The organism is Enterobacter sp. N18-03635, assembly GCF_004006055.1.
GTDB lineage: Bacteria > Pseudomonadota > Gammaproteobacteria > Enterobacterales > Enterobacteriaceae > Enterobacter > Enterobacter vonholyi.
Genome location: NZ_CP034769.1, coordinates 1,650,102 through 1,674,328 on the forward strand (window position 1 = coordinate 1,650,102; position 24,227 = coordinate 1,674,328).

A 24,227-nucleotide genomic window follows, 5' to 3' on the forward strand; every position below is an offset into this window, starting at 1 on the left:
TTTTTATTTCTGCAACATTGAACTGTAACCAAAGGCAACGCACACTACAGAATTGTTTTCTCTTTCTGGTGCCGCATGTCTGTCTCACGCTTCAAATTCTCCGTTAAACCGCAGGAAGCCATCCTCATTCTCATCACCATGTTCTGGGGCGGGACGTTTCTGGCCGTTCAGTACGCGGTGACCCTCAGCGATCCGTTCTTTTTTGTTGGCCTGCGCTTTGCGACGGCGGCGCTTGCCGTGGGGCTAATTTCGCTTAAAACGCTGAGGGGGCTGACGCTGAAAGAGCTTAAGGCCGGCGTGGCGATTGGGGTGGCGATAGCGATGGGCTACAGCCTCCAGACGTGGGGATTGCAGACCATCTCCAGCAGCAAATCCGCATTTATCACCGCCATGTATGTGCCCCTGGTGCCGCTGCTGCAGTGGCTCTGCCTGGGTCGGCTGCCGGGGATGATGTCCTGTATTGGCATAGTGCTGGCGTTTATCGGTCTGATTTTGCTGGCCGGGCCGGAAAACAATCTTCTGGCACTGGGGCCGGGCGAAATCATTACCCTGATTGGGGCGATCGCCATTGCGGCGGAAATTATTCTGATTAGCGCCTGGGCGGGCAAGGTCGACGTCAAACGCGTAACGGTGGTGCAGCTCGCGACGGCGTCTCTGGTGGCCTTTGCGACGATGGTTCCGGCAGGGGAGTCCGTGCCGCAGATGTCCACCGGTCTGGTGGTAGTCGCACTGGGGCTGGGTATCTTCAGCGCCATTATCCAGGTCACCATGAACTGGGCGCAGCGCAGCGTGTCGCCGACGCGGGCAACGGTGATCTACACCGGTGAGCCGGTCTGGGCAGGCATTTTCGGGCGACTCGCCGGCGAGCGTTTGCCGCTGCTGGCCCTGGTGGGCGCGGCGTTTATTGTCGCCGGGGTGCTGGTGAGCGAGCTGAGGCTCAAGCGGAAGAAAAACGCGCTGCCAGAAGATGACAGCGCGACGTTAAATCACGAATCCTGACGCACCACCTCGCCCTGCGGCGCAGCGGCCATCCGGCGGCTCAGCAGGGCGTTAAGCAGGATCGCGCCGAAGGTTGCCGTGCCAATCCCGCCGATCGTAAACCCGCCCAGCGTCAGGGCAAAATCGCCTGCGCCCAGCACCAGCGTGACGGCCACCATAATCAGGTTGCCGTTCTGGCTGAGATCGACCCGATGCTGCACCCAGATACGCGCGCCGGCCACCGCGATCAGCCCAAACACCACGATTGAGGCCCCGCCGATGACCGGTGACGGAATGGTGTGGATCAGCGCGCCGAACTTCGGCGAGAAGCCGAGCAGCATCGCCATCACCGCCGCCGCGACAAAGACCAGCGTCGAATAGACTTTGGTTACCGCCATCACGCCGATGTTTTCGGCATAGGTGGTGACGCCGCTGCCGCCCACGGAACCGGAGAGCATGGTCGCCAGCCCGTCGCCGACGAAAGCGCGGCCCATGTACGGGTCCATACTGCGCCCGGTCATCCCCGCGACCGCCTTCAGGTGACCCAGGTTTTCCGCCACCAGGATCACCGCCACCGGTGCGATAAGCATCATCGCCTGGGTGTTAAAGGTGGGCGAGGTGATTTTCGGCAGGCCGAACCAGGCGGCCTGATGCAGCAGGGTAAAATCAATCGGCTTGCCCAGACCAAAAACGTTCGCCAGCACGGCGTAGACCAGACAGGCGAAAATCAAACCGACCAGGATCAGCAGCCTCTGGATCATGCCTCGCGTAAACACCGCCACCAGGCCGATGCACAGCACGGTCACGACGGCCATCCAGCTTTCAAACGGCGAGCCGGAGACGCTTTTCACTGCAATCGGCGCAAGGTTCAGGCCAATCGCCATCACCACCGCGCCGGTCACAACTGGAGGCATCATGCGTTCGATCCAGCGCGTGCCGATCTTCATTACCACCAGACCAATCAGGGTATACACCAGACCGCAGGCGATGATGCCGCCGAGGGCCACGCTCAGGTTGGGGTTGATTCCCTGACCGTTAAACCCGGTAGTGGCGATGACCACCCCGACAAAGGCGGCGCTGGATCCCAGATAGCTGGGCACACGCCCGCCGGTGACAAAAAAGAACAGCAGGGTACCGATACCCGACATCAGAATAGAGAGGTTGGGATCGAGTCCCATCAGCATCGGCATCAATACCGTGGCGCCAAACATGGCGACCGCGTGCTGGACGCCCATCACCATCGTCTGCCCGAGCGGGAGTCGTTCATCCGGCGCGACCACGCCAGCTTCTGTGGAGGTCGATTTCAACTGCCAGTGGGGAAATCCGAACATGGTCTGTCTCCTTAAAGCGGGTTAACAGGCGGGTCGCATCAGCGCGTGGTAGCCGCGGTCAAACCACACCAGGCCTTGCGGCGCGGGGTGGCGAATAATCGAAACGATGTCGCAAAAAAGAATGTCATGGGTACCGACGCTCACCACCTGGCTGATCCGGCAGTCAAACGAGGCCAGCGCCTCCTCCAGGCGCGGACAGCCCGTGTCGCCCGTTTGCCAGCGGGCGGCGGCGAAGCGTTCTTCCATCGGCGTTTTGCCGCCAAAGAGGTTTGAGAGCGGCTCCTGTCCGGCGCTGAGGGTATTGACGCACAGGGTGCGGTTCTCGCTGAACGTCGGCCAGACGGACGCGCCGCGGTTCAGGCACACCAGCAGGGTGGGCGGTGAATCCGTGACGCTGCACACCGCGCTGGCGGTGAAGCCTGCCATCCCCGCCGGGCCGTCGGTGGTGATGATATTCACCGCCGCGCCAACGTAGGCCATGGCGTCGCGAAAGGTTTGCTTATCCGGTGTTGTCATGCTCGCTCCTTACGCCAGCCCGCAGGCATCGTCGAAGGTCAGGCGCGGCAGGCGGCCGTAAAGTTTGCCCGGGTCGCCGTAGCCGATATTGATCAGCAGATTGCTTTTAAGCGTCGTGCCGGTGAAAAAGGCCTCGTCGACCTTTTGGCGGTCAAAGCCCGACATCGGGCCGGTATCCAGCCCCAGCGCGCGACAGGCGAAAATCATGTAGGCGGCCTGCAGCGAGCTGTTGCGAAAGGCGGTCTCTTCCGCCAGCGCGGGGCTTGCGGTAAACCAGCTTCGGGCATCGCCGTGCGGAAACAGCTCAGGCAGGCGCTCGTAGAATTCACCGTCCCAGGCGACAATCGCCGTGACCGGGGCGGTAAGCGTTTTCTCCAGGTTGCCGCTGGAGAGCGCCGGGCGCAGCTTCTCTTTTCCCTCAGCGCTTCGCACAAACACAATCCGCGCCGGGGAGCAGTTGGCGGACGTGGGCCCCCATTTCATCAGGTCGTAGATTTCGCGCAGCGTCTCGTCGCTGACGGCAATATCCTGCCAGCCGTTATGGGTGCGGGCGCCGGTGAACAGCGTTTCCAGCGCGGCGGGGGTAATGGCTTCGCTCATTAAAGCTCCTTATAAAGCAGGTTCAGGGCTGTGCAGCAGGCTGGCCAGCCCGTTCAGCAGCAGGGTGTTGAAGGTGTCCGGCTCGGTGACGTTGCAGGCATGCCCTCCCTGGCGCATCACCGCGCTGTGGCTGTGCGGGATCGCAGCCTGCAGCTCAGACGAGCAGACAGAGGGCACCAGCATGTCGTCGGCGGAACAGATGATCTGTACCGGGCAGCGGATGCGCGCCGCATGGCGGCTGAAGTCGGCCTTTTTCAGGGCGCTGAGCCGGTGCAGCAGGTTGGCTTTTCCCTGAAAATGGGCCAGCGCCAGCGCTTCTTCGGCCTCCAGGCGGGGCGCGCGAGCGGCCATCCAGTCTGCCGGGTAGAGAAACAGCGGCTGCGCCTCAACCCACGCCTGCGGGCCACCGTAATGCAGCAGGCGCTCGCGGATCTGAAAGCAGCGGCGGGTGTGGGCGTTGAGGGTCAGCCAGCCGTTGACGCACACCAGCGCGGTGAGGGCGTCGGGCCTGTCGAGGGCCAGCTGCAGGCCGACCAGCGCCCCCAGCGCGTGGCCGACGACGCTGTAGCGTGCAATTCCGGCCTCAGCCAGCGCCTGGTCCAGTTCGTCCGCCATCTCTGCAAGGCTGTACCCTTCCGGCAGGACGTCGGGGTAATTGCCCGTTCCGCGCTGGTCATAGCACACCACCTGATACTCCGGCTCCAGCGCGGCCAGCTGTGGCAGCCAGTAGCTGCCGCTGCCGCCGAGACCGGCAATAAGGACCACCACGGGCGCACCCTCATACGGGGGCGGTGAGACGGAGAGTTTCATGGCCGCCTCACTTCGCGATGTGCGCAACGGTGGCGATCTCAACCAGCGCCTCCGGCTTCACCAGGCCGCACTGAATGCAGAACCGGGCCGGCTTATCGCCGGGGAAGAACTCCGCGTAGATTTCGTTAATCGCGGCGTAATTTTTCCAGTCGGTGATAAAGATGCTGTTGAAGGTCACGTCCTCCATCGTGCCACCCGCCGTTTCGATCACGGTTTTGATCGTCTCCAGCACGTGGCGGGTTTGCGCCTTTGGGTCGTTGATAAACACCACGTTGTTGTCTTTATCAAACGGCAGCGTGCCTGAGACATACACCACGCCGTCGGCAAGGGTGCCGGGGACAAACGGGGCGATGGGCGTGCTGGTGCCCGGCGGGATGATTACGGATTTCGGCATCAGATGTCTCCTCAGGCGATACGGGCGAGCGGGGGATTCAGGGCGTCGCAGAACTCGGTGACGCTGCTGACCCAGCCAAAAAAGGTTTCTATATTGAACAGGGCCGCCTTCTGGGCGAATTCCGGCCCGGCCTGATGGGTCGCGTCTTCCAGCACCACGCCAAAATACTCAAGGAAAAAGCCGTCGCGCAGGGTCGACTCCACGCAGACGTTGGTGGCAATGCCGGTGAAGACCAGGTGGCGAATGCCCCGGCTGCGTAGCAGGCTGTCGAGCGGCGTGTTGAAAAAGCCGCTGTAGCGCGGTTTGGGCAGGACGATATCACCCGCCTGCGGGACCAGCTCATCCACCAGCTGATAATCCCAGCCGCCTTTCGCCAGCAGCTTGCCCTGCAGTTCGGGCCGTTTGCGCATGGTTTTCAGGGCGTTCGACTTGTGGAAGTTGGGCGAGCCGGGGCCACCGGCCTCGACGTACTGGTCATCCCAGCCGTTCTGGAACCAGATGATGAGCATGCCCGCAGCGCGCGCGGCGGCGACGGCGGTTTTAATGTTCGCGATCACCGGCTGCGTAGCGGAGACGTCGAAGCCCGCCAGGTCCAGATAGCCGCCCTGGCTGGCGTAGGCGTTTTGCATGTCCACCACGATCAGCGCGCTCTGCTCCGGCGTGAAGGTAATGGCTTCCGGGCGTGCGTTAAGGGTCGTCATTATGCCACCTCCTTCGTGACGGCAGGGATGTGGGCGCGGCACTGCATCAGCGGCTGGATGCGCTCGCCGAAGGTTTCCACGCCGGTGAGGAAATCATCGAAGGTCAGGAGGACGCCTTCCGCACCGGGCACGGCCGCCACTTCGTCAAGCATTCTGGCGACGCTGGCGTACGAGCCGACCAGCGTGCCCATGTTGATATTGACGGCAGAGGTCGGGTCGGCCATCTGGCGCACGTTTGTGTCTGCGCCGGAGCGGGTATCCTTCTGGCTCTGCTCGGTAAGCCAGCTCAGGGCCTCCTCGTCGGCGCCGTCCTTATAGCGCTCCCATTTCGCGCGCGCGGCGTCGTCGGTTTCGTCTGCTATCACCATGAACAGCACGTAGGAGCCCACGTCGCGCCCGGTTTTGTCGGCGGCCTCTTTCATGCGAGCGGCGGTCGGGGCGAAGGCGGCAGGCGTGTTAACGCCTTTACCGAAGCAGAAGTTGAAGTCGGCGTATTTGGCGGAGAATTCCATCCCCGCGTCGCTCTGTCCGGCGCAAATCACCTTCATCGGCACCGACGGCTGCGGGCTGACGCGACAGTCGTTCATGGTGAAGAAGTCACCCTTAAAATCGCTTTTGCCGGTACCCCACAGGTCGCGCAGAACCTGCACGTATTCGTTCAGGTAGTCGTAGCGACGCGAGAAGTAATCGTCACCCGGCCAGAGCCCCATCTGCTCGTACTCGGGTTTTTGCCAGCCGGTAACCAGGTTGACGCCAAAGCGCCCGCCGGAGATGGAGTCGATGGTGGAGGCCATGCGCGCCACGATCGCTGGCGGTAAGGTGAGCGTGGCGGCGGTGGCGTAGATCTGGATCCGCGAGGTGACTGCCGCCAGCCCAGCCATCAGGGTGAAGGACTCCAGGTTGTGATCCCAGAATTCGGTTTTGCCGCCAAAGCCGCGCAGCTTGATCATCGAAAGCGCAAAGTCGAAATGGTAGTGCTCCGCTTTCTGCACGATGGCTTTATTGAGCTCAAAGGTCGGCATGTATTGCGGTGCAGTGGTCGAGATAAGCCAGCCGTTGTTGCCGATGGGTACAAATACGCCAATTTTCATCACGAACCTCTCTTCATTACGTCGCAGGTGTAACGGTGATTTTGCAAAGGCAGTGCCAGTTTTGAAAATGGCAGTGTTATTAGTGTGTTAATCAGAAGTTGGTGGATTGATGCAGCTAAATGTGGACTAACTGGTCAAAAACATTGCACAGAAAACAGGCATTCATGCGCGATCGGAGTGCAGGATGTCGTGGTGAGACGGGGGTTTTGCTATGCTGAGGGCAACGCAGAATAAGGAGAGCGGGAATGACACAAGGCGCAGTGAAAACACCAGGTAAACGTTCGCAGGCGGTGAGCGCCAAGAAGCAGGCGATCCTCAGCGCGGCGCTGGAGACGTTTTCGCAGTTTGGCATTCACGGCACGCGCCTGGAGCAGGTGGCGGAGCAGTCCGGGGTATCCAAAACCAATCTGCTCTACTATTACCCGTCGAAAGAGGCGCTGTATGTCGCGGTGATGCAGCAGATCCTCGATATCTGGCTGGCGCCGCTGAAAGCGTTTCGCGAAGAGCTGGCCCCGCTGGTAGCAATCAAGGAGTACATTCGCCTGAAGCTGGAGGTGTCGCGCGATTACCCGCAGGCATCAAGGCTGTTTTGTCTTGAGATGCTGCAGGGCGCGCCGCTGTTGCAGGCGGAGCTGACCGGAGATTTAAAACAGCTGGTGGACGACAAGTCGGCCATTATTGCCGGATGGGTTGCCAGCGGAAAGCTGGCCCCGGTCGATCCGCATCATCTGATCTTTATGATTTGGGCCTCCACCCAGCATTACGCTGACTTTGCGGCCCAGGTCGAGGCGGTGACCGGAAAAACGCTCCAGGACGAAGCGTTTTTCCACAGCACCCTGGAAAACGTGCAGCGGATGATTATTGAAGGGATCCGCTTACGTTAGTTTGCCGGCGGGAGAGGGCAGCTTAAGTCGCCCTCTTCACACTGCATCAGCGAGGCCAGAAACGCTTCGCGCTCCACGGTTTTTTCAGCCAGGCACTGGTTAACAATCATTGGCTGAACGCTCCCGCCTTCCGTACCCGAACCGATAAACGCGCAGTCCGCATCGCGCAGGGTAATCCACGCCTGCTGCGCTTTTTTCAGCAGATCTCGCTGAGGAGCTGCCGCACGCTTAACGGCCGCCTGGTACGTCTGGTTGAGCTTTTTATCGGCAGCCTGGTACTGCTGCGCGCTACAGGTATTCAGTTCAAGCTGGGTGGTCGCTTTGTCGCACTCGTCGGCCAGCGCGCTGGCGCTCAGCAGCAGCGCTGCACTGGCGATAAGATATCGTTTCATATATTCCCCAATAAAATAAGGCTCCGTCTCCGGAGCCTTATTAGCACAGCGTTAACCTATTGTCATCAGACTGGCGTTACCGCCCGCCGCCGCGGTGTTGACGCTGAGCGAGCGCTCCACGTACAGACGCTCCAGCAGCAGGTTGGTTTCCCCGCGCGCAAAGCCCTGCACCGAAACAATCGCCCCGCTGCGGGCCGCAACCTGCTCGCACAGCTCGCGCAGCTGGTCGGAATCACCGTGATAGATCACCGCATCAAACGGCTGGGTCAGCAGCGCATCGGCTTTCGCGAAGTGAATACGGGCCGAGACCGCTTTTGGCAGCTGTTTGGCCAGGTCCCGATGCAGCGCATCGTCCGGCCACAGCACTTCACACCCGGTGGCCATCGCGGCGGCCAGCTGTACCAGCGCGTCCTGCTCGTTATCCGCCACGCACAGTACGCGTTCGCGCGGCATCAGCGTCCAGGTATTGCGCTCGCCGGTCGGCCCCGGCAGCAGACGCTGCGTACCGGCCTGTGCCAGCTCGCCGTACTGCTGCGCCACGGCACGCAGTTCAGGACGTTTTTCCGCCCAGGCGATCAGCGCCTCCAGCGGCTGGGTCAGCACGGTTTTCAGCTGCGCATCCACCGGATACTCCGCATCCTGACGCGCCAGGGTGACGCCCAGCGCGTTCTCCGGACGGTTCGCCAGCAGACGGTACAGGTAGAGCGGACCGCCCGCTTTCGGACCGGTGCCGGAAAGGCCTTCACCGCCGAACGGCTGCACGCCCACGACCGCGCCAACCATGTTGCGGTTAACGTACAGGTTGCCCACTTTGGCGCTGCCGGTCACCTGCGCAATGGTCTCGTCGATACGGGTATGCACGCCGAGCGTCAGGCCATAGCCTGAGGCGTTGATCTGCTCAACCAGCTCGTTGAGGTTGTTACGGTTGTAGCGCACCACGTGCAGCACCGGGCCGAAGACCTCTTTTTTCAGCTCGTCGAAGCTTGCCAGCTCGATAAGCGTAGGCGGCACAAAGGTGCCGGAACGCCACTCGCGGGCGTCTTCGCTGTTGTCTCGCACCGCCTGGAACACCGGACGGCCTTTCGAGCGCATGGCCTGAATGTGGTTTTCAATATTGGCTTTGGCTTCCGCGTCGATCACCGGCCCGATGTCGGTGGTGAGACGGCCCGGGTTGCCCATGCGGCATTCGGCCATCGCGCCACGCAGCATCTTCAGCGTGTGGTCTGCCACGTCATCCTGCAGGCACAGCACGCGCAGGGCGGAGCAGCGCTGACCGGCGCTGTCGAAGGCGGAGGCCAGCACGTCAACCACCACCTGCTCGGTGAGGGCAGAGGAGTCGACGATCATGGCGTTCATGCCGCCGGTTTCCGCGATGAGCGGCGTAGGACGACCCTGCGCATCCAGACGGGTGGCAATATTGCGCTGCAGCAGCGAGGCCACTTCGGTCGAACCAGTAAACATCACGCCGCGCACGCGGTTATCGGAGGTCAGTTTGGCGCCCACGGTTTCACCGCGGCCCGGCAGCAGCTGGACCACGCCCGCCGGTACGCCTGCCTCCAGAAGAATGTTGATGCCCTGCGCGGCAATCAGCGGGGTCTGCTCCGCCGGTTTTGCCAGCACGCTGTTGCCTGCGGCCAGGGCGGCGGCAATCTGTCCGGTGAAGATCGCCAGCGGGAAGTTCCACGGGCTGATACAGACGACCGGACCCAGCGGACGGTGGGTTTCGTTATCGAAATCATCGCGCACCTGACCGGCATAGTAATGCAGGAAGTCGACGGCCTCGCGTACTTCGGCGATGGCGTTGCTGAAGGTTTTACCCGCTTCGCGCACCAGAATGCCGATGAGCGACTGCATCTGATCTTCCATCAGCACCGCCGCGCGTTCCAGAATGGCGGCGCGCTCCTGCGGCGGCGTGGCGAACCAGATAGGGGCGTTATTCACCGCGCTGTCCAGCGCCTGATCCACTTCCGCTTCTGTCGCTTCACGCACGTAGCCGACGATATCTTTTGGCTCTGCCGGGTTGATGACCGGCTGCATGTCGCCGTCATCAACGGGCTGCTCCAGCATCGGTTTGGCCTGCCACTTCTGCAGCGCGCTGTTGAGCAGGGCAGAGGAAAGGGACGCCAGACGGTGTTCGTTGGCGAGATCCAGACCCGCCGAGTTGACGCGACCTTTGCCGTACAGCTCGCGCGGCAGGGCAATTTTTGGATGCGGCAGACCAATCTGGCCTTCCTGCGCTGCCATCTTCTCAACGGCCTGTACCGGGTCGGCCACCAGCTCGTCCAGCGGCAGCGTGGTGTCGGCGATACGGTTAACGAAGGAGGTGTTCGCGCCGTTTTCCAGCAGACGACGAACCAGGTACGCCAGCAGGGTTTCGTGCGTGCCCACCGGAGCATAGATACGGCACGGGCGGTTCAGCTTGCCGTCCGCCACTTTACCGGTCACCTGCTCGTAAAGCGGTTCACCCATGCCGTGCAGGCACTGGAACTCATACTGGCCCGGATAGTAGTTTTGCCCGGCCAGACTGTAGATCGCCGCCAGGGTGTGGGCGTTGTGGGTAGCGAACTGCGGATAGATCAGGTTCGGCACGCCGAGCAGCTTTTTCGCGCAGGCGAGGTAAGAGACGTCGGTGTAAACCTTACGGGTATAGACCGGATAGCCTTCCAGCCCTTCCATCTGGGCGCGTTTGATTTCGCTATCCCAGTAGGCGCCTTTCACCAGGCGGATCATCAGGCGACGACGGCTGCGGCTGGCCAGGTCAATCAGGTAATCAATGACGAACGGACAACGCTTCTGGTAGGCCTGGATAACGAAACCGATGCCGTTCCAGCCCGCCAGCTCCGGCTCGAAGCACAGTTTTTCCAGCAGATCGAGGGAGATCTCCAGACGGTCGGCCTCTTCGGCGTCGATGTTGATGCCGATGTCATACTGGCGCGCCAGCAGGGTCAGGGACTTCAGGCGCGGGTAGAGCTCTTCCATCACCCGGTCATACTGCGCGCGGCTGTAGCGCGGGTGCAGGGCTGAGAGCTTTATCGAGATGCCCGGGCCTTCATAAATACCGCGACCGTTGGACGCTTTACCGATGGCGTGGATCGCCTGCTGGTAAGAGACCATGTAGGCCTGCGCGTCGGCGGCGGTCAGGGCCGCTTCACCGAGCATGTCGTACGAATAGCGGAAACCTTTGTCTTCCAGCTTGCGGGCGTTCGCCAGCGCTTCGGCAATAGTTTCCCCGGTCACAAACTGTTCGCCCATCAGACGCATCGCCATGTCCACGCCTTTGCGGATCAGCGGCTCGCCGCTCTTGCCGATGATGCGGTTCAGGGAGCGTGACAGGTTGGCTTCGTTATGGGTCGAAACCAGTTTGCCGGTAAACAGCAGGCCCCAGGTTGCCGCGTTAACGAACAGCGACGGGCTGCGGCCAATGTGCGAATGCCAGTTGCCGTTGCTGATCTTGTCGCGGATCAGCGCGTCGCGGGTGGCTTTATCCGGAATACGCAGCAGCGCTTCCGCCAGGCACATCAGCGCCACGCCTTCCTGAGAGGAGAGGGAGAACTCCTGCAGCAGACCCTGAACCATCCCGGCGCGGCCGGTGGCGGTTTTCTGGTTGCGCAGCTTGTCGGCTAACTGATACGCCAGGCTGTGCGCCTGTGCGGCAATGGCTTCCGGCAGGCGAGCCTGCTCCAGCAGCATCGGCACGGCGTCGGTTTCGGCGCGGCGGTAGGCGCCGGTAATGGCGGCGCGGCTGACGGACTGCGGCAGGATCTGCTCGGCGAATTCAAGGAACGGCTGATGGCTTTCGTCGCCAGCGGCCGGCGCCTCTTCGCTTTCATTGGCGGCACCGGCGAGCAGGGCAGGCAGCTCCGGCAGGCCCTCATCGCTCTCGAGTCTTTCGAGATAGTTAAAAATCGCCTGCTTAATTAACCAGTGCGGCGTGCGGTCAATGCGGGTTGCTGCGGTCTTAATCCGTTCGCGGGTCGCGTCATCCAGCTTAACCCCCATGGTGGTCATACCCATGCCAAAGCTCCTGTTGTTCTGTAATAGCGTTCTGTAGATAGCGTGAAATATCCCCCATGTTGCAACTTTGTGCAACCGTGTTAAATGTGACCTGGTTTGCAACCCCGAAAATGAATGGATTGTTAACGAATGGTTAGCTGGAAAAACGTGCTGGCTTTGTCGCGGAAAGCCTGGTTTTATGCGGAAGTTAACACTTTTCAAAGGTGCAACCCGTAAAAGCGTGAGCGAGTGCAACCTATAGGAAACTCGTATCAAACCGGGGATGAAATTGATGTAAATGCAGTGTTAAATCGTTTGTCAGCGGAGGGCGCATACGGCAGGATAGCGCGCCCAACCGAAACACAAGATACCGTCACCTCGTTCCGGTGATCATATAACAAGGCAACCCGGACGGTTGTCGCTCGACACTTTTGGAGAATTTGAATGGCTATTAGCACACCGATGCTGGTGACATTTCTCGTTTATATTTTTGGCATGATCCTGATAGGGTTTTTGGCGTGGCGTTCTACAAAGAACTTTGACGACTACATTCTGGGCGGACGCAGTTTAGGCCCGATGGTGACCGCGCTCTCCGCGGGCGCATCCGACATGAGCGGCTGGCTGTTGATGGGGTTGCCCGGTGCGATTTTCATCTCCGGTATCTCGGAAAGCTGGATCGCCATCGGTTTGACCGTCGGCGCGTGGATCAACTGGAAGCTGGTGGCAGGCCGTCTGCGCGTGCATACCGAAGCCAATAACAACGCCCTGACGCTGCCGGATTACTTCACCGGACGTTTTGAAGATAACAGCCGCATCCTGCGTATTATCTCTGCGGTGGTTATCCTGCTGTTCTTCACCATCTACTGCGCCTCCGGCATCGTGGCCGGCGCGCGCCTGTTCGAAAGCACCTTCGGCATGAGCTACGAAACCGCCCTGTGGGCCGGTGCCGCTGCGACCATTCTCTATACCTTCGTGGGCGGGTTCCTGGCGGTAAGCTGGACCGACACCGTGCAGGCGAGCCTGATGATCTTCGCCCTGATCCTGACCCCGGTGATTGTGATTTTCACCGTTGGCGGCTTTGGCGAATCGCTGGAAGTGATCAAGCAGAAGAGCATTGAAAACGTCGACATGCTGAAAGGGCTGAACTTCGTGGCCATCGTCTCTCTGATGGGCTGGGGTCTGGGCTACTTCGGTCAGCCGCACATCCTGGCGCGCTTTATGGCGGCGGATTCTCACCACACCATCGTACATGCCCGTCGCATCAGTATGACGTGGATGATCCTGTGTCTGGCGGGTGCGTGCGCTGTTGGCTTCTTCGGTATCGCCTACTTCAGCAACAACCCGGCGCAGGCGGGTGCGGTGAACCAGAACGCCGAACGCGTGTTTATCGAGCTGGCGCAGATTCTGTTTAACCCGTGGATTGCCGGTATTCTGCTCTCCGCGATCCTGGCGGCGGTGATGTCCACCCTGAGCTGCCAGCTGCTGGTTTGCTCCAGTGCGATCACCGAAGACCTCTATAAGGCCTTCCTGCGTAAAAACGCAAGCCAGAAAGAGCTGGTGTGGGTCGGGCGCTTCATGGTGCTGGCGGTTGCGCTGGTGGCGATTGCGCTGGCGGCCAACCCGGAGAACCGCGTGCTGGGTCTTGTTAGCTACGCGTGGGCGGGCTTCGGTGCGGCGTTTGGTCCGGTCGTCCTGTTCTCCGTCATGTGGTCCCGTATGACCCGTAACGGCGCGCTGGCGGGGATGATTATCGGTGCGGTGACCGTTATCGTCTGGAAACAGTTCGCCTGGCTGGGCCTGTATGAAATCATTCCTGGCTTCATCTTCGGCAGCATCGGTATCGTGGTGTTCAGCCTGCTGGGTAAAGCGCCGTCTGCCTCCATGCAGAAACGCTTTGCGGAAGCCGATGCGCATTACCACACTGCGCCGCCGTCTAAGCTTCAGGCAGAATAATTTTTCTCGCTGCACAATACAGGCCGGGTGAGCGTAAGCGCACCCGGCTTTTTTCTTGCCAAAATCCGTAATTTCCTGTGATATCCATGTGCTTATAACAATGAGGATAGCGAAGCATGACAATCAAAACAGGGTTAATGGCGGCGGCATTATTGATGCTGGCTGGCTGCAACGCGCCATCGCAGCACGCTGCGGTGGAGACCTGCAAAGCGGATAACCAGATGCAGCAAACCACGCTCTATTTCGGCTTAAATCGTCCTGCCGGGGCCCAGATAACCAGCAACGAGTGGCAGCAGTTTGTTGACCAGGACGTGACGCCGCGCTTTCGCGATGGCTTAACGGTGTTTGATGCGCGCGGGCAATGGCTGGGGAACGACGGGAAAGTGGCGCGCGAGCCGAGCAAGGCGCTGATGCTGATACATGGAAAAGATGCGCAGAGCGAGAAGAACATCGAAGCGTTGCGCGGAATTTATAAGACACGCTTCGCGCAGGAGTCGGTGATGCGTGTCGACCAGCCGGTGTGCGTGCAGTTTTAATGAAAACGGCGGGAATTCCCGCCGTTGTTGTTTTGTAGGCCGGGATCGCTGCGCGCCACCCGGCATTGCATCAGAGCACCAACCCCGCAAAGCTCGCCGATAGCAAACTTACCAGCGTTGCTCCATACACCAGACGCAGACCGAAACGCGACACCACGTTCCCCTGCTGCTCGTTAAGACCCTTAATCGCTCCGGCCACAATGCCGATGGATGCGAAGTTCGCGAACGACACCAGGAAGACGGATAAAATCCCCAGCCCGCGCGGGGACATTTGATGAGCGATTTTTTGCAGCTCAATCATCGCCACAAATTCATTCGCCACCAGCTTGGTCGCCATAATACTGCCCGCGTTCAGGGCGTCACCCAGCGGAATACCCACCAGCCACGCCAGGGGATAAAATACATAGCCCAGGATCTGCTGGAAACTCATGCCAAATACGCTGGAGAAGAGGGCATTAACGGCGCTAATAAGCGCGATAAAGCCAATCAGCATGGCCAGAATAATCATCGCCACTTTAAAACCGGCCAGAATATACTCGCCGAGCATTTCGAAGAAGCTCTGCGATTCATGCAGTTTTTCCAGCTTGATATCCGGCTCCGCTTCCGGGCGTGCCGGGTTGATGACCGAAAGAATAATAAAGGTGCTAAACATGTTCAGAATCAGCGCGGCGACGACAAATTTGGCGTCGAGCATGGTCATATACGCGCCGACAATCGACAGGGAGACCGTCGACATCGCCGTGGCTGCCATGGTGAAGAGACGACGGGAAGAGAGATCCCCCAGCACGCCTTTGTAGGCAATGAAGTTTTCCGACTGGCCGAGAATCAGCGAGCTAACCGCGTTAAAGGATTCCAGCTTACCCATGCCGTTCAGTTTCGACAGCAGCGTACCGATCACCCGAATAAAAATCGGCAGGATCCGCCAGTGCTGAAGAATACCAATCAGCGCGGAAATAAAAATAATTGGGCAAAGCACGCCGAGGAAAATGAACGCCAGCCCTTTTTCACCCATACCGCCAAAGACGAAATTGGTGCCTTCGCCGGCAAATTTGAGCAGTGACTCAAAAAATCCCGAGACGTATTTAATCAGGAATAACCCGCTTTCGGCGTGCAGGAAAAAGAACGCCAGGGCAATTTCAATGACAATCAGCTGTAAAACAAAACGAATGCGAATTTTTCGGCGGTCGAAACTTACCAGCCAGGCAAGCGCGAGAATAATAACCAGCGCCAGCAGGAAATGGACAATTTTAAACATAATTTATTTTCACCAGGTGTTTGAGGCGGATATTTAGCCACAGCCCTGAATCAGCGTAAATGGGCATTTTCGTTATAACTTATAAACTTGACCGTTACGTATGTAACTATTATCAGGCTCTGCGTTTACAACTCGTCATCAAAACACCACATATTTCGCTTGTGTTTCTTTCTGCCGTAATGATAATCACTATCACAAGAATTTACCTTTCTTTGCATCAGTTGACCGCGATAAACATTTAAGGTGTCGGCATGTTTGTTCCATTTCTCATTATGTTACGTGAAGGGCTCGAAGCCGCCCTTATCGTGAGCCTCATCGCCAGTTATCTGAAGCGAACCCAGCGCGGACGCTGGATTGGCGTCATGTGGGTCGGGGTATTCCTTGCCGCGGCGCTCTGCCTGGGCTTAGGTGTCCTCATCAACGAAACCACCGGCGAGTTCCCGCAGAAAGAGCAGGAGCTGTTCGAAGGGATCGTCGCCGTGATTGCGGTGGTGATTCTCACCTGGATGGTGTTCTGGATGCGTAAAGTCTCACGTAACGTGAAGGTGCAGCTGGAGCAGGCGGTGGACAATGCCCTGCAGAAGGGGAACAACCACGGCTGGGCGCTCATTATGATGGTCTTTTTCGCCGTCGCGCGTGAAGGCCTGGAGTCTGTTTTCTTCCTGCTGGCGGCGTTTCAGCAGGATGTGGGGATCTGGCCGCCGCTTGGGGCCATGCTGGGTCTCGCCACGGCCGTGGTGCTTGGTTTCCTGCTGTACTGGGGCGGTATCCGCCTGAACCTGGGCGCTTTCTTCAAGTGGACCAGCCTGTTTATTCTGCTGGTGGCGGCAGGGCTGGCGGCAGGGGCGATTCGCGCCTTCCATGAAGCGGGCCTGTGGAACCACTTCCAGGACGTCGCGTTCGACCTTAGCAACATGCTCTCCACGCACTCTCTGACCGGCACTCTGCTCGAAGGTATCTTCGGCTATCAGGAAACGCCGAGCGTCAGCGAAGTGGCGATTTACTTTATCTATCTGGTTCCGGCGCTGGTGCTGTTCGCAATGCCGCCGCGTACCGGCACGCAGGCGTCTCGCGTTACGCCATAATAGTTGATTTAGTTACAACATACTTTTTAAAGGGAAGAGTCATGGCAATTCAGTTCCGTCGTAGTGCGTTATGCGCAGGCATTGCCGCGCTGTTCGCTTCTGCATTCTCCGCCTGGGGCGCGGATGTTCCTCAGGTTAAAGTCACCGTTAATGATAAGCAGTGTGAGCCGATGACCCTCACGGTGAACAGCGGCAAAACCCAGTTTATTATTCAGAACCACAGCCAGAAGGCGCTGGAATGGGAGATCCTTAAAGGGGTTCTGGTGGTGGAGGAGCGCGAAAACATCGCCCCTGGCTTCAGCCAGAAGATGACCGCCAACCTGCAGCCGGGCGAGTATGAGATGACCTGCGGCCTGCTGACCAACCCGAAAGGCAAGCTCATCGTCAAAGGTGAAGCAACGGCCGATGCGGCAAAAGGCGCTGCGGTGCTGAGCCTGGGCGACGCGATTACCGCGTATAAAGCCTATGTCACGAAAGAGACGGCGGACCTGGCGGCGGCAACCAAAGCCTTTACCGATGCGGTGAAGGCCGGTGACATCGAAAAAGCGAAATCCTTCTATGCGCCAACCCGTCAGCACTACGAGCGTATCGAGCCGATCGCCGAGCTGTTCTCTGACCTTGATGGCAGCATCGACGCCCGCGAAGATGATTTCGAGCAAAAGGCCGCCGATCCGAAATTCACCGGTTTCCACCGTCTGGAGAAAGCCCTGTTTGGCGACAATTCCACCAAAGGGATGGAGAAATACGCTGAGCAGCTGAACGGCGACGTGCTGGAGCTGCAAAAGCGCATCAGCGAGCTGGCCTTCCCGCCGTCAAAAGTGGTGGGCGGCGCGGCTGGCCTGATTGAAGAAGTAGCCGCGAGCAAAATCAGCGGCGAAGAAGATCGCTACAGCCATACCGACCTGTGGGACTTCCAGGCCAACGTCGACGGCGCGCAGAAAATCGTTAACCTGCTGCGTCCTCAGCTGCAGAAAGAGAACGGCGAGCTGCTGGGCAAGGTGGATGCCAACTTCAAAAAAGTCGACACTATTCTGGCGAAGTACCGCACCAAAGACGGGTTTGAGACCTACGACAAGCTGACCGACGCCGACCGTAACGCGCTGAAAGGCCCGATTACCGCCCTGGCGGAAGATCTCTCCCTGCTGCGTGGCGTACTGGGTCTGGACTAAGCACGATGAATAAGCATAGCGAGAACGACGTGGTTGAGCCTTCACGTCGTCGGTTGTTAAAAGGGGTAGGGGCGCTGGGGGGCGCGCTTGCTCTGGCTGGCGGGTGTCCGGTAGCGCATGCGGCAAAACCGCAAAGCGCGCCCGGCACGCTGTCACCCAATGCCCGCATGGAGACGCAGCCGTTTTATGGCGAGCATCAGGCGGGCATCCTGACGCCGCAGCAGGCGTCGATGATGCTGGTGGCCTTTGATTCGCTGGCCAGCGATAAAGCCGATCTGGAACGTCTGTTCCGCCTGCTGACGAAGCGCATTGCGTTTCTCACCGCCGGTGGACCGGCGCCCGATACGCCGAACCCGCGTCTGCCGCCAATGGACTCCGGCATTCTGGGGCCGTTTATCGCCCCTGACAACCTGACCATTACCGTTTCGCTGGGGGAATCGCTGTTTGATACACGCTATGGGCTGGCAAAACAGAAGCCGAAAGCGCTGCAGAAAATGACGCGTTTCCCGAATGACTCGTTGGACGCTGCGCTGTGTCATGGCGACCTGCTTCTGCAAATTTGTGCCAACACCCAGGATACGGTGATCCACGCCCTGCGCGACATCATCAAGCACACGCCGGATCTGCTGAGCGTGCGCTGGAAGCGGGAAGGGTTTATCTCGGACCACGCCGCCCGCAGCAAGGGGAAAGAGACCCCGGTGAACCTGCTGGGCTTCAAGGACGGCACGGCCAACCCGGACAGCCACGATGGTGCGCTCATGAAGGAGGTGGTGTGGGTCACTGCCGATCAGGGCGAACCGGCATGGGCGGTGGGCGGCAGCTACCAGGCGGTGAGGATTATCCAGTTCCACGTGGAGTTCTGGGACCGCACGCCGCTCAAAGAGCAGCAGACGATCTTCGGCCGCGATAAGCAAAGCGGCGCGCCGCTCGGCATGAAGAACGAGCATGACGTGCCCGACTACGCCAGCGATCCGAATGGCGATGTGATTGCGCTGGACAGCCACATTCGTCTGGCCAATCCGCGCACCAAAGAGACGCAGTCCAGCCTGATGATGCGTCGGGGATACAGCTACTCGCTCGGCGTGACTAACTCCGGTCAGCTCGATATGGGGCTGCTGTTCGTCTGCTACCAGCACGATCTGGAAAAAGGCTTCCTCACCGTGCAGAAGCGCTTAAACGGAGAGGCGCTGGAAGAGTACATTAAACCTATCGGCGGAGGCTATTTCTTTGCCCTGCCGGGCGTGCGCGACAGCAGCGCGTATCTCGCTCAGAGTCTTATTGAAGCCTGATAATTGTCCCTGCGACGATTCGCAGGGACATTATTTTTTCATATGACTATCCTCCTGTTATATTTCTGTAATATTTCTATATGAGACTGATTTCAACTGTAGGGACAGTCCTAAAAGTTGCATTCAGGTAAAATAAATGTTGCATTTATGATAACTCCTGATGTACTTAAGATAAGACAGCGGTAGTTCCCGGCAGTGATGCTGAATCACTATGGAGATCGCGAATGGTTGCGTCCTGTACTGGACAAGGTAAACATAACAACCGCAGCACCCGGCGCGGAGGCTCAGACTCCGGCAGCGATTTCCTCACCACTAAATTTTCCCCCCTCCCTCAAGAATCTGATTCGACCGACGTGCAGAACGGTGCGCGTAGCTGTTCCGTATCGTCATCCGATAGTGCAAGCAATGGCTTACAAGGAAGCCAACCCTCTGATGTTCGTGCGCATAATCGTGCCGACGCTGGCGCGTGTGATGAATACCAACAACTCAAGGTGCTATCCATGGGAAGACAAAAAGCAGTGATCAAAGCTCGTCGCGAAGCAAAACGTGTGCTGAGACGGGATTCACGTAGCCATAAACAGCGTGAAGAAGAATCGGTCACCTCGCTTGTGCAGATGAGTGGCGTAGAAGCAATTGGCATGGCCCGAGACAGCCGTGATAATTCTCCAATTGTGGCGCGAAATGAGGCTCAGGCGCACTACCTGAATGCTATCGAGAGTAAACAGCTCATCTTTGCAACCGGTGAAGCCGGATGCGGGAAAACCTGGATCAGTGCAGCCAAAGCGGCGGAAGCGCTGATCCATAAGGACGTGGAAAGAATCATTGTTACCCGTCCGGTACTGCAGGCTGATGAAGATCTCGGCTTCTTGCCCGGTGATATTTCGGAGAAGTTTGCCCCGTACTTCAGGCCCGTCTATGACGTGCTGGTGAAGCGGCTGGGTGCATCCTTCATGCAGTACTGCCTGCGGCCAGAGATTGGCAAGGTGGAAATCGCGCCGTTCGCCTATATGCGCGGACGTACATTTGAAAATGCGGTCGTCATTCTTGACGAGGCTCAGAACGTGACCGCTGCGCAAATGAAGATGTTTTTAACGCGCCTCGGGGAGAACGTGACGGTTATCGTTAACGGCGATATTACCCAGTGTGACCTGCCGTCCGGCGTAAAGTCCGGGCTGAGCGACGCCATGTCACGTTTTGAGGAAGATGAGATGATTGGGGTGGTACGTTTCACCAAAGAGGACTGCGTGCGATCGGCGCTCTGCCAGCGCACGCTGCAAGCGTATTACTGAGTTTGCTGTTGCGTTCAAGGCCCGGGAAACCGGGCTTTGTTTTTTGTGCGGGCAGCCTGTTCGCTGCGCTCACGGTCTGTCCAACTGGCTGCGCCAGTTGTCGAACCCCGGTCGGGGATTCTCATCCCCCCTTTTCGGAGAATATAAAAGAAAAAAGCCCGTACTTTCGTACGAGCTCTCATCTTAAATATGGCGGTGAGGGGGGGATTGACTCGCTTTGCTCGCCCTGCGGGCAGCCTGTTCGCTGCGCTCACGGTCTGTCCAACTGGCTGCGCCAGTTGTCGAACCCCGGTCGGGGATTCTCATCCCCCCTTTTCGGAGAATATAAAAGAAAAAAGCCCGTACTTTCGTACGAGCTCTCATCTCAAATATGGCGGTGAGGGGGGGATTCGAACCCCCGATACGTTGCCGTATACACACTTTCCAGGCGTGCTCCTTCAGCCACTCGGACACCTCACCATATTGTTTTGCTGCCTGACCGCTTGGGGGGCAACGGGGCGCTACTATAGGGAGTTGCGCTGACACGGTCAAGCAGATTTTCAGCTTTAGTACCTGTTCGGTTAAGCAATAATCAGCTCCACGGTTTTTACGCCGTGGAGCAGGGGATAACGCTGTGAATCGAGAACTTGACGGTTCAAGGGGGCGCTGGATCTTGGAGATCACAGAGGCGGTCCTCCTTTATTACGTTCAGATCTGGCCGAAGCGGCCGGAATTGAAATCACGAATGGCTTCGTTGATTTCACTCTTAGTGTTCATCACAAACGGGCCATAGCCCACGATCGGTTCATTCAGCGGCTCGCCGGCCATCAGCAGCACTTTTGCATCGCTGTTCGCCTCCAGGTGCAGTTTGTCACCTTCCTGACTCAATACGACCAGCTGGGCTTCACCCGCCTGAGTTGCACCGTTCACCGTGATGCTGCCTTCAAGCACGACCAGCGCCGTGCTCCAGCCTTCAGGCTGATTGAGCGTCAGATGGCTTCCCTGGTTCAGAGCGATGTCCCAGACGTTAAGCGGCGAGAAGGTGTGCGCCGGGCCGGTCACCGTGTCGTAGCGACCGGCAATAACTCGCAGCGAACCGCTGTTATCCGGCAGCGTCACCACCGGGATGTCGGCTTTCGTGATGCTCTGGTAGCCCGGTGCCGCCATCTTGTCTTTCGCCGGCAGATTGACCCAAAGCTGCATCATTTTCAGTTCCCCGCCTTTCTGCGAGAACGCGCTGGAGTGGAACTCCTCGTGCAAAATGCCTGCCCCTGCGGTCATCCACTGCACGTCGCCAGGGCCAATGACGCCGCCTTTACCCGTGGAGTCGCGATGCTCCACTTCACCGGCATAGACGATAGTGACCGTTTCAAAACCCCGGTGAGGGTGTTGGCCTACGCCGCGTTTCGCACCATCAGCAGGAAAGGTATACGGGCCCGCGTAGTCCAGCAGCAGGAACGGGCTGAGCGGCTCGCCGTGCGTCTGATAAGAAAACATTGAACGGACCGGGAAACCATCTCCAACCCAGTGCTGGCGGGGAGCGGTATAAACGCCTGTTACGTTTTTCATGATTAACTCCTGATGTTCTGTTGATGTAATTAGCTTATATTCAGGGTCAATATCCCGGTAGATAGTGAAAATGGCATTCACTGTTCTGAAAATAGAACGATGAGGTTTTATGCAGGATCTCAATGACTTTGTCTGGTTTGTGAAGGTGGTGGACTACGGTGGCTTTGCTGCGGCGGGAAGGGCGCTTGACCTGCCAAAGTCCAGGCTAAGCCGCCGGATTGCGCAGCTGGAAGAGCGGCTTGGCGTACGGCTCATCCATAGAACAACCCGGCATTTTACGGTGACCGAGGTCGGCCAGACGTTCTATCAGCACTGCAAAGCGATGATGGTGGAGGCCGAGGCTGCCGAGGAAGCCGTGGCGGCACTGCAGGCCGAACCGCGCGGTATCGTCAGGATCACGTGCCCGATAACCTTACTGCATGTCCACGTTGGTCCGATGCTGGCAAGATTTATGGCGCGCTACCCCGGGATCAATCTTCAGCTTGAGGCGACTAACCGGCGGGTAGATCTGGTGGGAGAGGGCGTGGATATCGCGATCCGCGTACGCCCGCGTCCGTTTGATGACAGTGACCTGGTGCTAAGGGTGCTGGCTGACAGGGGGCATTGCCTGGTGGCAAGCCCGGCGTTGATTGCCCGTCTGGGGGAACCGTCAATGCCGTCTGAACTCAGCGCCTGGCCTGGATTAAGTATGGGAGAGGGAAAGCACAACCATAAGTGGGCACTTTCCGGACCCGACGGGGCGAAAGCGGAGATCCATTACCATCCCCGTTTGATCAGTACGGATATGCTCGCGCTGCGTGAAGCCGCCATGGCAGGCATTGGCGTGGTGCAGTTGCCGATTTTGATGGTGAAGGAGCAGCTTGCGTCCGGTGAGCTGGTCCGGGTGCTTGAGGCATGGGAACCCAGACGGGAAGTGATTCACGCCGTTTATCCTTCAAGACGCGGTTTGCTGCCCTCCGTTAGGGCGCTGGTGGATTTTCTGACCGAAGAGTATGCGAAGATGGTGGAAGACTAGTTTTCTGTAGGTCGGGTAAGCGCAGCGCTACCCGACATGAGTTTCGCACAGAGCCACAAGGTTCGAATCCCCCCTGCATGCGTACAATATGCGAAAAAAAGCCCGCATTTTCATGCGAGCTCTTCTTTAAATATGGCGGTGAGGGGGGGATTCGAACCCCCGATACGTTGCCGTATACACACTTTCCAGGCGTGCTCCTTCAGCCACTCGGACACCTCACCATATTGTCATCCCGTTGTTGACGGGACGGGCGCTAATGTAAGGAAAAGCCGAACTGCCGTCAACTCACTTTTTCAGTAATTTAGCGCGTTTAGACAAACTTCAGGCAACATGATTCTTAAATGTGCATAAAATGCCTCTTTTATCAGCAACGCGGTTTCCTGATAAATTTGTTATGCTGACAATCCACTTGAAAATGAAAGCAAAACAGCGCAATAAAAGGCAGGAATGACCATGGATATTCTCTTCTATCACCCTACATTTGATAACGCTTACTGGATTGACGCACTTTCGGCGGCGCTGCCCGGCGCACGCGTACGCGAGTGGAAGCGCGGCGATAATGAACATGCTGACTATGCGCTGGTCTGGCATCCTCCGGTAGAAATGCTCCAGGGCCGCAAGCTGAAGGCCGTTTTTGCCCTGGGAGCCGGCGTGGATTCCATTCTGAGCAAACTTAAGGCACACCCTGAAATGCTGCCGGAAGACGTTCCACTGTTCCGCCTGGAAGATACCGGAATGGGCCAGCAGATGCAGGAATATGCCGTGAGCCAGGTTCTGCACTGGTTCCGCCGCTTTGATGACTATCAGGCATTTAAACAGCAGGCCCGCTGGGAGCCGCTGCCGGATTATCGTCGTGAAGACTTTACCATCGGCATCCTCGGCGCGGGCGTGCTTGGCTCAAAAGTGGCTGAAGCCCTTGCTCCGTGGGGCTTTCCGCTGCGCTGCTGGAGTCGCAGCCGCAAAGATTATCCGGGCGTAGAGAGCTTTGCCGGGACGGATGAACTCCCGGCCTTTCTGAACGGGACGCGCGTGCTCATCAACCTGCTGCCCAATACGGCGGAAACGGTCGGTATCATTAATGAAGCGTTGCTCAATCAGCTCGTCGATCGGAGCTACCTGATGAACCTGGCGCGCGGGGTGCATCTGGTCGAGCCCGATCTGCTGAAGGCGCTGGACAGCGGAAAGCTAAAAGGCGCCATGCTGGATGTCTATAGCCGTGAGCCGCTACCCGCGGAAAGCCCGCTTTGGGCGCACCCGCGAGTCGCGATGACCCCTCACGTGGCCGCCGTGACGCGTCCGGCAGAAGCGGTGGCGTATATATCACATACCATCAGCGAAATGGAAAAGGGTAACCCGGTCACCGGCCAGGTCGACAGACAGCGCGGCTACTGAGATAAA

At 58.6% G+C, this 24,227-nt stretch carries 21 protein-coding genes, 2 tRNA genes and 1 other RNA gene; 10 read left to right on the forward strand and 14 right to left on the reverse strand.

The annotated features are described in order from the left end of the window. Positions 1-75 precede the first annotated feature (75 nt). Positions 76-999: a DMT family transporter gene (locus ELK40_RS08520; protein WP_127730337.1), complete on the forward strand. Its 924-nt coding sequence runs from the start codon at positions 76-78 to the stop codon at positions 997-999. Here ELK40_RS08520 and rutG read toward each other — a convergent pair. Genes rutG through rutA form a run of 7 tightly spaced genes read right to left on the reverse strand, consistent with a single transcriptional unit; the run spans position 987 to position 6,421 of the window. After that, positions 987-2,309, reverse strand: a complete 1,323-nt coding sequence (rutG, locus tag ELK40_RS08525; protein ID WP_127730339.1) for a pyrimidine utilization transport protein G — start codon at positions 2,307-2,309, stop codon at positions 987-989. The two genes, ELK40_RS08520 and rutG, sit on opposite strands and share 13 nt — an antisense overlap. A gap of 21 nt (positions 2,310-2,330) precedes the next feature. Next, entirely contained in the window at positions 2,331-2,825 is a 495-nt protein-coding gene (gene rutF / locus ELK40_RS08530; protein WP_127730341.1) for an NADH-dependent FMN reductase RutF, read from the reverse strand. Positions 2,826-2,834: 9 nt separating this feature from the next. Next, the gene (locus ELK40_RS08535) at positions 2,835-3,425 is read right to left on the reverse strand and encodes a malonic semialdehyde reductase (RefSeq protein ID WP_111964497.1); all 591 of its coding nucleotides are present in this window, start codon (positions 3,423-3,425) and stop codon (positions 2,835-2,837) included. Between the two features lie 9 nt (positions 3,426-3,434). Further along, positions 3,435-4,235 (reverse strand): pyrimidine utilization protein D, encoded by an 801-nt coding sequence (gene rutD / locus ELK40_RS08540; protein WP_127730343.1) that lies wholly within the window; start codon positions 4,233-4,235, stop codon positions 3,435-3,437. A gap of 7 nt (positions 4,236-4,242) precedes the next feature. Further along, complete coding sequence (gene rutC / locus ELK40_RS08545) at positions 4,243-4,629, reverse strand: pyrimidine utilization protein C (protein WP_010429508.1); 387 nt, start codon at positions 4,627-4,629, stop codon at positions 4,243-4,245. A gap of 11 nt (positions 4,630-4,640) precedes the next feature. Beyond that, positions 4,641-5,330 carry a pyrimidine utilization protein B gene (rutB, locus tag ELK40_RS08550; protein WP_115874698.1) on the reverse strand — a complete coding sequence of 230 codons (690 nt, stop codon included), beginning with the start codon at positions 5,328-5,330 and terminating at the stop codon, positions 4,641-4,643. After that, entirely contained in the window at positions 5,330-6,421 is a 1,092-nt protein-coding gene (gene rutA / locus ELK40_RS08555) for a pyrimidine utilization protein A (RefSeq protein WP_115874699.1), read from the reverse strand. Before rutA ends, rutB begins: the two co-directional genes overlap by 1 nt. A 245-nt stretch (positions 6,422-6,666) precedes the next feature. Here rutA and rutR point away from each other — a divergent pair, with 245 nt between their 5' ends. Next, positions 6,667-7,305, forward strand: coding sequence for an HTH-type transcriptional regulator RutR (rutR, locus tag ELK40_RS08560; protein ID WP_008499819.1), 639 nt, complete (start codon positions 6,667-6,669; stop codon positions 7,303-7,305). Here the strand turns inward: rutR and ELK40_RS08565 are convergent. Next, the gene (locus ELK40_RS08565) at positions 7,302-7,697 is read right to left on the reverse strand and encodes a lysozyme inhibitor LprI family protein (protein WP_115874700.1); all 396 of its coding nucleotides are present in this window, start codon (positions 7,695-7,697) and stop codon (positions 7,302-7,304) included. The two genes, rutR and ELK40_RS08565, sit on opposite strands and share 4 nt — an antisense overlap. Before the next feature lie 51 nt (positions 7,698-7,748). Next, positions 7,749-11,711: a trifunctional transcriptional regulator/proline dehydrogenase/L-glutamate gamma-semialdehyde dehydrogenase gene (gene putA, locus ELK40_RS08570; protein ID WP_127730345.1), complete on the reverse strand. Its 3,963-nt coding sequence runs from the start codon at positions 11,709-11,711 to the stop codon at positions 7,749-7,751. Between the two features lie 423 nt (positions 11,712-12,134). Between putA and putP the strand changes: the two genes are divergently transcribed. Together putP and ELK40_RS08580 are read left to right on the forward strand one after the other, a co-directional pair. Beyond that, a complete protein-coding gene (gene putP, locus ELK40_RS08575; protein WP_111964491.1) occupies positions 12,135-13,643 on the forward strand; it encodes a sodium/proline symporter PutP in 1,509 nt (502 codons plus the stop codon). A 116-nt stretch (positions 13,644-13,759) separates the two neighbouring features. After that, positions 13,760-14,179, forward strand: a complete 420-nt coding sequence (locus tag ELK40_RS08580; RefSeq protein ID WP_127730347.1) for a DUF3574 domain-containing protein — start codon at positions 13,760-13,762, stop codon at positions 14,177-14,179. A 70-nt stretch (positions 14,180-14,249) separates the two neighbouring features. Here ELK40_RS08580 and ELK40_RS08585 read toward each other — a convergent pair whose 3' ends face one another. After that, positions 14,250-15,434, reverse strand: a complete 1,185-nt coding sequence (locus tag ELK40_RS08585; RefSeq protein WP_127730349.1) for a nucleoside transporter C-terminal domain-containing protein — start codon at positions 15,432-15,434, stop codon at positions 14,250-14,252. A gap of 251 nt (positions 15,435-15,685) precedes the next feature. Between ELK40_RS08585 and efeU the strand changes: the two genes are divergently transcribed. From efeU to phoH, 4 genes are all read left to right on the forward strand, one after another. Further along, on the forward strand, positions 15,686-16,519 hold the full coding sequence (gene efeU / locus ELK40_RS08595) for an iron uptake transporter permease EfeU (RefSeq protein WP_127730351.1): 834 nt from the start codon (positions 15,686-15,688) through the stop codon (positions 16,517-16,519). Positions 16,520-16,560: 41 nt separating this feature from the next. Next, on the forward strand, positions 16,561-17,688 hold the full coding sequence (efeO, locus tag ELK40_RS08600; RefSeq protein WP_127730353.1) for an iron uptake system protein EfeO: 1,128 nt from the start codon (positions 16,561-16,563) through the stop codon (positions 17,686-17,688). Positions 17,689-17,693: 5 nt separating this feature from the next. After that, positions 17,694-18,977: an iron uptake transporter deferrochelatase/peroxidase subunit gene (gene efeB / locus ELK40_RS08605; RefSeq protein ID WP_127730355.1), complete on the forward strand. Its 1,284-nt coding sequence runs from the start codon at positions 17,694-17,696 to the stop codon at positions 18,975-18,977. A gap of 500 nt (positions 18,978-19,477) precedes the next feature. Further along, positions 19,478-20,266, forward strand: coding sequence for a phosphate starvation-inducible protein PhoH (gene phoH, locus ELK40_RS08610; RefSeq protein WP_024908976.1), 789 nt, complete (start codon positions 19,478-19,480; stop codon positions 20,264-20,266). Positions 20,267-20,456: 190 nt separating this feature from the next. Here phoH and ELK40_RS08615 read toward each other — a convergent pair. From ELK40_RS08615 to ELK40_RS08625, 3 genes are all read right to left on the reverse strand, one after another. Continuing rightward, positions 20,457-20,593, reverse strand: a non-coding RNA gene (locus ELK40_RS08615) — RtT sRNA. Positions 20,594-20,637: 44 nt separating this feature from the next. Beyond that, positions 20,638-20,725 (reverse strand) — tRNA-Ser (locus tag ELK40_RS08620). 228 nt (positions 20,726-20,953) lie between these two features. Further along, positions 20,954-21,814, reverse strand: coding sequence for a pirin family protein (locus ELK40_RS08625; protein ID WP_115874707.1), 861 nt, complete (start codon positions 21,812-21,814; stop codon positions 20,954-20,956). Positions 21,815-21,923: 109 nt separating this feature from the next. On the opposite strand from ELK40_RS08625, the gene ELK40_RS08630 reads away from it, so the two are divergent. After that, positions 21,924-22,829 (forward strand): LysR family transcriptional regulator, encoded by a 906-nt coding sequence (locus ELK40_RS08630; protein WP_127730357.1) that lies wholly within the window; start codon positions 21,924-21,926, stop codon positions 22,827-22,829. A 133-nt stretch (positions 22,830-22,962) separates the two neighbouring features. Here ELK40_RS08630 and ELK40_RS08635 read toward each other — a convergent pair. Next, positions 22,963-23,050, reverse strand: a tRNA-Ser gene (locus tag ELK40_RS08635). A gap of 232 nt (positions 23,051-23,282) precedes the next feature. Here ELK40_RS08635 and ghrA point away from each other — a divergent pair. Then, a complete protein-coding gene (gene ghrA, locus ELK40_RS08640; RefSeq protein ID WP_115874709.1) occupies positions 23,283-24,221 on the forward strand; it encodes a glyoxylate/hydroxypyruvate reductase GhrA in 939 nt (312 codons plus the stop codon). The last annotated feature ends 6 nt before the right edge of the window (positions 24,222-24,227 follow it).